The organism is Clostridium carnis, assembly GCF_054657435.1.
Window position 1 is genome coordinate 2,276,065 of sequence record NZ_BAAHYS010000001.1, and the last position, 12,118, is coordinate 2,288,182.

Sequence of the window (12,118 nt, forward strand, 5' to 3'; positions counted from 1 at the left end):
AGAGGTTAGAAGGTGATAGGCATGTTTTTAGATAAAAATATTGGAAAACTCAAAGATAAATCTAAAAGAGGTTTTATTTATACAGTTGTATTTGTAATAATATATTTTCTCTTAATTACTGCAATAGCTCCTAAAAAGCATAATTTAGAAGCTGGAGATATAGCGCCAGTTGATATTAAAGCACCAATTGATACTGTAGATGAAGTAGCAACAAAGGAGAAGGAAAAAGAAGCAGTAGAGAAAGTTGATAAGCAATATACATTAAAGGGTGAAGTAAAGCTTCAAGCAGAGGAAAGTATAACAAAGCTTTTTAATAAGCTTGGAAGTGAAATTTATGCTATACAAGAAGATAAAGAAAAAATATCTTTATTAAAGAAGATAGAAGGATTTAATTTTAGTGATGAAGAGTGTAAAACGTTAATTACATTAACTAAAGATCAAATATCTGAAGTTCAATGGTTTATAATTGAAATATTAGATAGCGTATATTCAGAAAATATTGCTGAAAATAATTTAGAACATATTCAAAGGGCTAGAAATATTGTAGATACTAAGCTTAGCAATAAAAACTATCCAAGAAATATTGAAGATGTAATACGTGATATTGCATATAGTAAAATAAAACCAAACTTTTTCTTTGATAAGGAAAAAACAGACGAAAAAATTAAAGAGGTTCAAAAAAGTATTCAAAAAGAAATTATAAAAAAGAATCAAACGATAGTTAAAGAGGGGGAACCTATTACAGTAAGACAAATAGAAATACTTACAGAACTTGGTTTACTTGATACTGGAGTTGCAAAGAATTATCTATTTACTTATATTGTATTAGGAATATTAGTTGCTCTTATTTTAGGACTTCAATATTCATATTTAGCAAGAGAAAGAAAAGATTTATATTATGATACTAAAATTATAGTAATGATAAGTATTACAAATTTAATCACATTATTATTTGCAAGGGGACTTACTGTAATTTCACCATTTTTAATTCCAATTGCATGTAGTGCAATTTTACTAACAATACTTATAGATTATAAAGTTTCTATAGTAATAAATTTATTAAATACTTTATTTATTGCAATAATTGTTGGCTTTAATTCAAACTTAATTTTAATTGCAATTATAAATATAATTCTTGGTTCAACTAGATTAAAGAAAATTCAACAAAGAAATGATGTGCTATATTCGACAGTATATATAGCTATGGTTTCGTGTAGTGTTGCATTTGCATCTGGACTACTTATGTCTAACAATATTAGAAAAATATTTTTAGAGACTGGATACACCGCTTTAGGAGCTTTCTTATCAGGTGTATTAGCTGTTGGGTTATTACCATTTTTTGAATCAGGTTTTGATGTTGTAACTAATATAAAACTTTTAGAATTATCTAATCCAAATCATCCACTTATGAAAAAATTACTTATGGAAGCACCAGGAACATATCATCATAGTATGATGGTTGCTAATATAGCTGAAGTTGCAGCAGAGGCTGTTGGGGGAAATCCAGTTGTAGCTAGAATAGGAGCCTATTATCATGATATAGGCAAGACAAAAAGACCATATTTCTTTGGTGAAAATCAGATGGGGAAAGAAAATCCACATAATAAAATAACACCAAATCTTAGTACGCTTATTATAATTTCACATACTAAAGATGGTGTGGAACTTGCAAAAGAGCATAATATACCAAAGGTTATACAAGATATTATAGAACAGCATCATGGAACAACCTTGGTTAAATATTTTTATTATACTTTAAAAAATTCAAGTGATAAGCCAGAGGAAATAAAGGAAGAAGACTTTAGATATCCAGGGCCAATACCATCAAGTAAAGAAGCTGGAATTATTATGCTTGCAGATAGTGTAGAAGCTGCTGTAAGATCTATAAGTGAACCTACAAAGGGGAAAATTGAAGAAATGGTCAATAATATAATTAAAGATAAATTATATTCAGATCAACTTAAAAATTGTGACTTAACTCTTAAGGATTTAGAGATAATTAGAACCTGTTTCTTAAAATCTTTAAATGGTATATATCATCAAAGGATAGAATACCCTACAGAAAAGAAAAGTAAAGAAAAATAATGTTTTAAAAGGACAGGGGAGGGTTTAAAACTCTTCCCTTTTATTTATAAATTATAAAAGATAAAGATAAAATTAACTCGAAGGGAGAAAAAAATGTTATATACAGATAATAGACAAGAAAAATTAGAAGTTAAAGAGGAGTTTATTAATAGCCTTACAGAGGTTTGTACATTTACTTTAAATGAAGAAAAAGTAAATTTGCCTTATCAAATTTCTCTTCTTTTTGTAGATAATGATGAAATAAAGGAAATAAATAAAGAAACAAGAGGAATAGATAAAGAAACAGATGTATTATCATTTCCTATGTTAGACTTTGAAGAAGGAAAAGTATTTAAAGATACATACTTAGGATATGAATTTGATGAAACATATATGGATGGAGATGAATTAGTTCTTGGTGATATGGTATTATCTCTTGAAAAAGCATTAGAGCAAAGTAAGGAATATAATCATTCATATGAAAGAGAAGTAAGTTATTTAGTTGTTCATTCAATTTTGCATTTATTAGGATATGACCACATGGAAGAAGACGAAAAGAAGATAATGAGAAAGAGAGAAGAAGAAATATTAAATAAATTAGATATTAGAAGAGAATAATAAGTAAAGGGTGATTAGATGAAACTTAAAAAGATGGTTGAAAGCTTTAATTATGCAATAACAGGTATAGTAGATACTGTAAGAACTCAAAGAAATATGAAAATACATCTAATAGTAGCATTATGTGTTTTACTAGCTTGCTTCTTTTTTAATATAACTAAAGTTGAATTTTTAGTTTTATCAATTACGATAACATTAGTTTTAGCGGCAGAAGTAGTAAATACAGCTATAGAGGCAGCTATAGATATGTCTACTAATTATTATCATCCTTTAGCAAAGGTAGCTAAAAATGCAGCAGCAGGAGCAGTTCTTATTACTGCTATTAATGCTATAATGGTTGGATATATAATTTTTTGGGAAAAAATATCGAATTTTTCTTATGATGTAATTCATAAAGTTAAAGAATCAGAGCCGTATATGATTTTTATAGCTTTAGCATTTGTAACTATTGCAACTCTTATAATAAAGGGGATATTTGGAGAAGGAACTCCTTTAAAAGGAGGAATGCCTAGTGGGCATAGTGCATTATCATTTTCTATAGCAACGGCAATTTCTTTAATAACAGAAGAGCCAACTTGCATATTATTAAGCTACTTAATGGCTTTTATTACTGCACAAAGTAGAGTAGACTCAGAGGTTCATTCTATATTTGAAGTAATAGTTGGTGCTTTATTTGGTACTTTACTAACCTTATTAATATTTGTATTTTTTAGGTTGTAGATATTAATTAAAAACAATGTTGATTTTCAATTTATAAAAGTAATGGTATAATGAAACGTAATACCAATTACATTTGGAGGTGCTAAAATGGAATATAAAGATCTTATAGAAAAAGCAATTGAAGCAAGGGAAAAAGCATATTGTCCATATTCAAATTTTAAAGTAGGAGCGGCTGCACTCTTTGAAGATGGAACAATATATACAGGATGCAATATCGAAAACGCATCATTTGGAGGAACTAATTGCGCAGAAAGAACAGCTATATTTAAAGGTGTATCCGAAGGTAACAAAACATTAAAAGCACTAGCTTTAATTGGTGATACAAAAACATACACATATCCTTGTGGTATATGTAGGCAAGTGATTTCAGAGTTTGTAGAAAATAAGGATACAGCTATAATACTTGTTAAAAATAAAGATGAATATATGATTAAAACCTTTGAAGAAATACTTCCAGGAGCATTTACTAAGAAGGATTTAGAAAACTAGGAGGAAAAATGTTTAAATCAGGATTCGTAACAATAGTAGGAAGACCTAATGTTGGAAAATCTACTTTATTAAATCAAATAATGGGTGAGAAACTTTCAATAGTTTCAAATAAGCCACAAACTACTAGAAATAATATACAAACAATTCTAACTGGAGATAACTATCAACTGGTGTTTGTAGATACACCAGGAATACATAAGCCTAAGCATAAACTAGGAGAGTACATGGTTAACTCTGCAAAAGATTCTATAAAAGAAGTAGACCTTGTGCTATTTTTAATAAATCCAGAAGAGGAAATAGGGAGAGGAGATAAATTTATAATAGAAACTTTAAAAAATCAAAAAGCTCCCGTATTTCTAGTTTTAAATAAAGTAGATGAATTTACTCAAGAAAGAGTAGCGAAAACATTACAAATGTATTCAGGTGAAATGAGCTTTAAAGAAATAATTCCTATTTCAGCATTAAAGGGTAAAAATGTTGATAAATTAGTAGAATTAATGGTTGAAACAATGCCAGAAGGTCCTAAATATTATCCAGATGACATGATTACAGATGTTCAAGAAAGATTTGTAGTATCAGAAATAATAAGGGAAAAAGCTTTAAGATGTTTAAGAGAAGAAATACCACATGGAATTGCAGTTGATATAATTCAAATGAAGCAAAGTCCAAATGGAACTTGGCATATAGAAGCCGATATGCTATGTGAAAAAGATTCACATAAAGGAATAATAATAGGTAAAAATGGGCAATCACTTAAGAGAATAGGTGAAACAGCAAGATATGAGCTAGAAAGATTCCTACATTCTAAGGTTAACCTAAAGGTTTGGGTTAAAGTAAGGAAGGAATGGAGAGATAATCAAAACCTATTAAAGGAATTAGGATATAAGAAAATGAAATAAGCCAAGGGGATGGTATATCTGTCACTACACAAGACAAATGCAGTAGTAATTAAAACAAAAGAGTTTAAAGAAAATGATAAATTAGTATGGTTATATACAGAGGATTTAGGAAAAGTAACAGCTATAGCTAGAGGAGCTAGAAAAAGTAAGAGTAAACATTTTTCTCTTACTCTTCCCCTTTGTTATGGTGAATATGTTTTATTTAAGGGAAAGAGTTTATTTAATATTCAAGAGGGAAGATTAAATAATTCTTTTCAAGGGCTTTTAAGCAACTTAGATAAGTTAACTTACTCTTCATATTTATGCGAGCTTATTGATATTTGCATGGAAGATGGAGAAGTTAACAAAGAAATATTTAAGGAATTTTTAACATGTATGTATTTGCTTAATACTGATGCTTTAGATTATGAACTTTTAATTAGATCTTTTGAGCTTAAGCTTTTAAAAGCAACAGGATATGGATTAAATTTAGATGCCTGCACAAGTTGTAGAAAAAAAATAGGAGTTTCAAACTATATATCATTATCTCATTTTGGTGGAGTGTGTGAAGAATGTAGTAGGGAGCACGGTTTGTATATTTCAAAACCAGCCTATAATGCATTAAGATTTTTAAACAACACACCAATGGATAAAATATATAGACTTCATGTAAATTCAGATGTTAAGAAGGATATAGGGAAAGTTACAACCTTTATTATTTCTTCAAACTATTCCAAAAAGCCAAAAAGCTTAGAAATGTTAAATTATATAAAGGAGTGATTAACTATGGGAATTACATTAGAGAAAGTTGATAAGGTCAAGGAAAGGACTGGAGTTAGCTATGCAGAAGCTAAACATGCATTGGAAATAAATAATGGTGATGTTTTAGAGGCAATAATATACATTGAAAAAATGCAAGGTATTAAACCTGAATTTGAATATTCTGGTGAAAGCAGTCAAAGCAATTACGAAACTATAGATGAATTAAAAAAATGGTTAAAAGAATTAATAAATAAGGGTAATGTAACTAGAATAAGAGTTAGTAAAGATGGTAAAGAATTAGTAGATGTTCCAGTTAATGCAGGAATCGCAGCTGGAGTAATAGCTATAATTATACCACCTATATTAGCATTTGGATTAATTGCAGCAGTTGTTACTCAAATTACAATAGAAATAACTAGAGCTGATGGATCAGTTGAAGTTGTAAATAAATATATATCAAAAGCAGTTGATGATATAAAAGATGCAGCATCAGATGTTGCTGAAATGGTAAAAGATAAGGCTAGTGAAGTTAAATTTGGCCAAAATAAAACTCCTAAATCAACTTATAAGCCAGGAAAATCAGATGAGACTGTATATAGTTATACAGTAAAATTTGATGAAGAGGAATAAATGGAAGAAAAAGAAAGAAAAACAGGCAATATAAAGCAATAAAATAAACAGAATAGGAATATTCAGCTAATTTAACTAATTTTTCAGAAAATTAAGTATAGTCAAACTTTTAGAAAATGTTATAATTAGATTGTAAATATCAAACTAATCTTAATTATCTGAATATTCCTTTAGTAATTAGAAAGAGGGATAAAAGTGAAATTATCAGAAAGACAAGAAGAAATTATCAGGATAGTAAAAGAAGGACAGCCTGTTACAAGTGAAGGGTTAGCTGAGAAGTTAGGAGTTACAAGAGCAGCTTTAAGAGCAGATTTAGCTATTTTAACTATGATAGGAGCATTAGATGCGAGACCTAAGGTTGGATATGTATACTTAGGTGAAGCTAATAACACGAGAATATTAGAAAATATATCTAAAGTTCTTGTAGGAGAAATAATGTCTAAACCAACTACAGTTAGCGAAGAAACTACAGTGTATGATGCAATCGTATTCTTGTTTTTAAATGATGTAGGAACTTTATTTGTTGAAAATAATGGAATGCTTGTAGGTGCAGTATCTAGAAAGGACTTCTTAAAAATTGCCATTGGTGGAACTGATATACATAAGGTTCCTGTTGGCGTAATAATGACTAGAATGCCTAATATAATTTGTGGAAATGCAGAAGATAGTGCATATAGTCTTGCTCAGAAGATAATAGAGCATGAAATAGACAGTATACCTATAGTAGAAAAGGTTAAAGCTGAAGGACATGAAAAAGATCAATTTAAGATAGTGGGTAAAATATCAAAGACTAACATAACAAAGCTATTTGTTAAGTTAGGAGAGGGAAATTAAAAAATTAATATGGTATAAACATGGTAACTACTGAACAATAGTTCAGTTAGTATATATATTACAATTTGATTGAACGGAGGAGTATTGAGATGGAGAAAAAGAAGTACGTTTACCCTTTTAGTGAAGGTAATGGGTCAATGAAAAACCTTCTAGGGGGTAAAGGAGCAAATTTATCAGAAATGATTTCACTAGGAATTCCAGTACCACAAGGATTTACAGTTACAACAGAGGCTTGTAACAAGTACTATGAAGATGGAAAAGTAATATCAGAAGAAATTATTGCAGAAATCCATGAAAGAATTAGTCAATTAGAAAAAATTACTGGAAAGGAATTTGGAAGCTTAACAAATCCTCTATTAGTTTCAGTAAGATCAGGAGCAAGAGTTTCAATGCCAGGAATGATGGATACTGTATTAAATCTTGGCTTAAATGACGAAGCAGTAGTAGCTATGGCTAATTTAACTAATAACCCAAGATTTGCATACGATTCATATAGAAGATTTATTCAAATGTTTTCAGATGTAGTTATGGGGATAGAAAAAAGACTATTTGAAAACTTAATTGATGAATTAAAAGAAGAAAAAGGCGTTAAAGTTGATACTGAATTAACAGCAGATGACTTAAAAGAATTAGTTTCAAGATACAAAGAGTTGTACAAGAAGGAAAGAGGAGAAGAATTCCCTCAAGATCCAAAAACTCAATTAATTGAATCTATAACAGCTGTATTTAGATCATGGGATAATCCAAGAGCTATCGTTTATAGAAGATTAAATGATATTCCAGGTGAATGGGGAACAGCAGTAAACGTACAAGAAATGGTATTTGGTAATAAGGGAGAAACTTCAGGAACAGGAGTTGTATTCTCAAGAGACCCTGCAAATGGAGATAATGTAATATATGGAGAATATCTAATGAATGCTCAAGGAGAAGATGTTGTTGCTGGTATAAGAACACCACTTCCAATAGCTAAATTAGAAGAACAAAATCCAGAAATCTATAAGCAATTTGTAGATATAGTAAATACATTAGAAAATCACTACAAAGATATGCAAGATATGGAAATTACTATTGAAGAAGGAAAATTATACTTCTTACAAACAAGAAATGGTAAGAGAACAGCTCAAGCAGCTTTAAAGATAGCTGTTGATTTAGTTGAAGAAGGAATGTTAACTAAGGAAGAAGCTATATTAAAGGTTGAACCAAACCAATTAGATACATTACTTCATCCAGCATTCCATACTGAGGAGTTAAAGAAAGCTACACCAATAGCTAAAGGACTTCCAGCATCACCAGGAGCTGCTTGTGGTAAAATTGCTTTCACTGCTGAAGAAGCTAAAGAAAGAAAAGAAAAAGGTGAAAACGTAGTTTTAGTAAGACTTGAAACTTCACCAGAAGATATTGAAGGTATGATTGCTGCTGAAGGTATCTTAACAGTAAGAGGTGGTATGACATCTCACGCAGCTGTTGTTGCAAGAGGAATGGGAACTTGTTGTGTAGCTGGTTGTGGAGATTTGAAGGTTAATGAAGATACTAAAACTTTAGAAGTTGGTGGAAAAGTATATACTGACAATGACTTTATTTCAATAGATGGAACAACAGGAAATATATATGGAGAAGCTGTAAAAACAGTAACACCAGAAATATCAGGACATTTTGCTACATTTATGGGATGGGCAGATGAAATTAGAAAATTAAAGGTTAGAACTAATGCTGACACTCCAAGAGATACTAAACAAGCAGTTGAGTTTGGAGCAGAAGGTATTGGATTATGTAGAACAGAGCATATGTTCTTTGCAGAAGATAGAATCATGGCTGTAAGAGAAATGATTGTTGCTAAAAACGAAGAACAAAGAAGAAAAGCTCTAGAAAAGTTATTACCAATGCAAAGAGAAGATTTTATAGGAATCTACGAAGCTTTAGAAGGAATGCCAGCTACAATAAGATTCTTAGATCCACCACTACATGAGTTCTTACCTCATAGTGAAGAGGATATAGAAGCTCTTGCAAAGGAAATGGGATTAACTTTTGAAGATCTTAAGGCTACAGTAGAAAGTTTACATGAATTTAATCCAATGATGGGTCACAGAGGCTGTAGATTAGCTGTTTCTTATCCAGAAATTGCTGAAATGCAAACTAGAGCTGTAATTGAAGCTGCTATAACTGTAAAGGAAAGCAAGGGCTTTGATGTAGTTCCAGAAATAATGATTCCATTAGTAGGAGAAATAAAAGAATTAAAATATGTTAAAGATATAGTTGTTAGAACTGCTGAAGAAGTTATGGCAGAAAAGGGAGTTAAGTTAGAGTACAAAGTTGGTACTATGATAGAAATTCCAAGAGCTGCATTAACAGCAGATGATATAGCTAAAGAAGCAGAGTTCTTCTCATTTGGTACAAATGATTTAACTCAAATGACATTTGGATTCTCAAGAGATGATGCTGCTAAATTCTTAGCTGATTACTATGAAAAGAAGATTTACGAACAAGATCCATTTGCTAAACTAGATCAAAATGGAGTAGGTCAATTAGTTAAGATAGCTGTAGAAAAGGGTAGATCAGTAAGACCTAATATTAAGCTTGGAATTTGTGGAGAGCACGGTGGAGATCCATCATCAGTTGAATTCTGCCATAAGATAGGATTAGACTATGTTTCATGTTCACCATTTAGAGTTCCTCTAGCAAGACTTGCAGCTGCACAAGCACAAGTAAGGAATAAAAGATAAAGATAATTTAAAGGAGGCAAAGCCTCCTTTTTTATTGTTCTCTTATTTAAAATGTTACATTATATTTACTTTCAAAGACTTTAATAAGTTCATATATAAATTCTAATTGATTACCAGTACGTTCAAGCCCTTTTTCAAGTAATAAAATAAAAGAATTCTTATTACAACGTCTAATATTTTTATAATAGTCTCTAGATAATTTCCAATATTTTTGAGGAAAAGCAATATAAGCTAAAATATACTTTAAATCAGATGAAGTTAAAGTATTATATTCCATATAGCTATCTAATACCTTTAAAGTTAAATTAACTTGCCAGTTAGTTTTTTCTCTTTTTAATAATCTTCTTAAGAAATATGCAATATCATGAGCAGAATAATCTGTCTTACATTTATCAAAATCTATAAGAGATATATTGTCTCCACATATTATAATATTTTTATTAACATAATCACCATGACATAATGAACATGAAAGTTCATTAGTATTTATTGAGGATGATATTTCAAGAGATAACTTTGCAAGTTCTAGGTTTTCATCTAGATTATCTAAAAATATCTTAGAAAATCTATCATTATACATATGAGCTTTGCTAATATTAGTTAATAACTGGTTAAAATGTTTATTAACTGAAGTGTTATAATCATCAAAGCCTTCACGTAGACAACTCCCATTAATAGGAGTGAAGTTTTTAGATATCTTATGTAATTTTCCAAGTGTTCTAGATGAAAGGAGTACATTATCTAAATTATCAAAATCACATTTTTCTCCATTTACCCAAGGTGTTAAAATAAATAACATATCATTATATTTTGTATATCTATGATTGTTGACTGTTGGCAATAATTTTGGTACATTTACACCATTTCTATAAACCCATTCCATTGCAGAATACACGTATAAAAGATTCTCTTCATCATAATATACCTTTTTTAAGCAATAGCTTGTATTATTTTTATCTATTCTATAAACAGCTCTTTGTTTATCTGTATCTTTAAATTTTACTGTTGTAACAGAAGAATCTGATAAGTCATATTGTGATAAAATATAAGATTTTATATCTTCTATAGGTAATAACTCATCTTTTAATTTTACTTTAATGTTTTCCATCCTACTCTCCTTAAATAATTATTCATTATTAAGATATTATTTAAATATATTAATTATACTAATACTTATAAAATATATTAGTTATAAATATGTTTAAATAAAGGATTTTTGAGAAAAATATAGAATATGTATTATAGAGGTGAGATATATGGAGATAAGGGAAAAAATAGAGGATTTCGAAAGGTTGACATTAATTAAAGAAGCTACACATAGTTTTAATGCTTTAGGAAGAGAAAGAAAAGAAGATGAAGATCCTATAAGAACATGCTTTATGGTTGATAGAGATAGGATAATACACTGTAAATCTTTTAGAAGGCTAAAACATAAAACACAAGTATATATAAAAACCTTTGGTGATCATTATAGAACAAGACTTACACATACCTTAGAAGTATCTCAAATAGCTAGAACAATAGGGACTGGAATAGGATTAAATGAAAGTTTAATTGAAGCTATTGCCTTAGGTCATGATTTAGGTCATGTAGCATTTGCGCATAATGGAGAAGAGGTTTTAAATGAGTTTTTAGAACAAGGATTTAGACATAATGAACAAAGCGTAAGAGTTGTAAAAAAATTAGAAAAAGATGGTAAGGGGTTAAATCTTACATATGAAGTTATAGATGGAATACTAAACCATAGTGGATTAGGAACCAAAGGAAATAAAGCAAAAACTTTAGAAGGAAGAGTAGTAAAAATAAGTGATAAAATAGCTTATTTAAATCATGATATAGATGATTCTATAAGGGCTGGTCTATTAGTAAATGAAGATTTGCCTAAAGATATTATAGAGGTTTTAGGGAAAAATCATTCTGAGAGAATAGAGACTTTAGTATTAGATATAATAAAAACTACTTCTAAAAATATTGAAAGTGGAATAGTAGATGTTGAGTTAAGTAAAGAGGTTTGGAAAGCTATGACAGAGCTTAGACAATTTATGTTTAAAAATGTATATTTAGGGGATATTTTAAAGGTAGAAAGAAATAAAGCTAAATTTATATTAGAAAACTTAATACAATACTATTATAAAAATATAGATAAATTACCAGATAAGTACAAAATAATAGCTAATGAAGAAGGTAAAAAAAGAGCAGTAGCTGATTATATTGCAGGAATGAGTGATGATTATTGTTTAAACATGTTCAATTCTATTTTTGTGCCAAAAGTTGTAATTTATTAAAGTTGAATTAAATATAAAAATTTTATGACGAAAAAAGGAATTTTAAAGTTGAACAAGAATATAAATAAAGAACACTTCTTAAAAAAAGAAAAAAATATTTTTTTTAAGAAGGAATTAT

The 12,118-nt window shown here is 29.3% G+C and carries 11 protein-coding genes; 10 read left to right on the top strand and 1 reads right to left on the bottom strand.

Features of this window, described 5'->3' with window-relative positions; genetic code table 11:
• Nucleotides 1-21: 21 nt before the first annotated feature.
• The 9 genes from ACYQ1T_RS10985 to ppdK all read left to right on the top strand — a co-directional run bounded on the left by ACYQ1T_RS10985 (nucleotide 22) and on the right by ppdK (nucleotide 9,715).
• The gene (locus ACYQ1T_RS10985; RefSeq protein ID WP_459834686.1) at nucleotides 22-2,085 is read left to right on the top strand and encodes an HD family phosphohydrolase; all 2,064 of its coding nucleotides are present in this window, start codon (nucleotides 22-24) and stop codon (nucleotides 2,083-2,085) included.
• Nucleotides 2,086-2,178: 93 nt separating this feature from the next.
• The gene (gene ybeY / locus ACYQ1T_RS10990; RefSeq protein WP_459834687.1) at nucleotides 2,179-2,682 is read left to right on the top strand and encodes an rRNA maturation RNase YbeY; all 504 of its coding nucleotides are present in this window, start codon (nucleotides 2,179-2,181) and stop codon (nucleotides 2,680-2,682) included.
• Nucleotides 2,683-2,700: 18 nt separating this feature from the next.
• Nucleotides 2,701-3,402 carry a diacylglycerol kinase gene (locus ACYQ1T_RS10995; protein WP_459834688.1) on the top strand — a complete coding sequence of 234 codons (702 nt, stop codon included), beginning with the start codon at nucleotides 2,701-2,703 and terminating at the stop codon, nucleotides 3,400-3,402.
• An 87-nt stretch (nucleotides 3,403-3,489) separates the two neighbouring features.
• Nucleotides 3,490-3,891: a cytidine deaminase gene (locus tag ACYQ1T_RS11000; RefSeq protein WP_459834689.1), complete on the top strand. Its 402-nt coding sequence runs from the start codon at nucleotides 3,490-3,492 to the stop codon at nucleotides 3,889-3,891.
• Nucleotides 3,892-3,899: 8 nt separating this feature from the next.
• Nucleotides 3,900-4,790: a GTPase Era gene (gene era / locus ACYQ1T_RS11005; protein ID WP_459834690.1), complete on the top strand. Its 891-nt coding sequence runs from the start codon at nucleotides 3,900-3,902 to the stop codon at nucleotides 4,788-4,790.
• Between the two features lie 9 nt (nucleotides 4,791-4,799).
• Nucleotides 4,800-5,549: a DNA repair protein RecO gene (gene recO / locus ACYQ1T_RS11010; protein WP_459834691.1), complete on the top strand. Its 750-nt coding sequence runs from the start codon at nucleotides 4,800-4,802 to the stop codon at nucleotides 5,547-5,549.
• 6 nt (nucleotides 5,550-5,555) lie between these two features.
• A complete protein-coding gene (locus ACYQ1T_RS11015) occupies nucleotides 5,556-6,161 on the top strand; it encodes a DUF4342 domain-containing protein (RefSeq protein WP_459834692.1) in 606 nt (201 codons plus the stop codon).
• A 195-nt stretch (nucleotides 6,162-6,356) separates the two neighbouring features.
• The gene (gene ccpN, locus ACYQ1T_RS11020; RefSeq protein ID WP_459834693.1) at nucleotides 6,357-6,995 is read left to right on the top strand and encodes a transcriptional regulator CcpN; all 639 of its coding nucleotides are present in this window, start codon (nucleotides 6,357-6,359) and stop codon (nucleotides 6,993-6,995) included.
• A gap of 89 nt (nucleotides 6,996-7,084) precedes the next feature.
• Nucleotides 7,085-9,715: a pyruvate, phosphate dikinase gene (gene ppdK / locus ACYQ1T_RS11025; protein ID WP_459834694.1), complete on the top strand. Its 2,631-nt coding sequence runs from the start codon at nucleotides 7,085-7,087 to the stop codon at nucleotides 9,713-9,715.
• A 46-nt stretch (nucleotides 9,716-9,761) separates the two neighbouring features.
• Here the strand turns inward: ppdK and ACYQ1T_RS11030 are convergent, their stop codons facing one another.
• The gene (locus tag ACYQ1T_RS11030; RefSeq protein WP_459834695.1) at nucleotides 9,762-10,823 is read right to left on the bottom strand and encodes a CotS family spore coat protein; all 1,062 of its coding nucleotides are present in this window, start codon (nucleotides 10,821-10,823) and stop codon (nucleotides 9,762-9,764) included.
• Nucleotides 10,824-10,971: 148 nt separating this feature from the next.
• On the opposite strand from ACYQ1T_RS11030, the gene ACYQ1T_RS11035 reads away from it, so the two are divergent.
• A complete protein-coding gene (locus ACYQ1T_RS11035; protein ID WP_459834696.1) occupies nucleotides 10,972-12,000 on the top strand; it encodes a deoxyguanosinetriphosphate triphosphohydrolase in 1,029 nt (342 codons plus the stop codon).
• Nucleotides 12,001-12,118 lie beyond the last annotated feature (118 nt).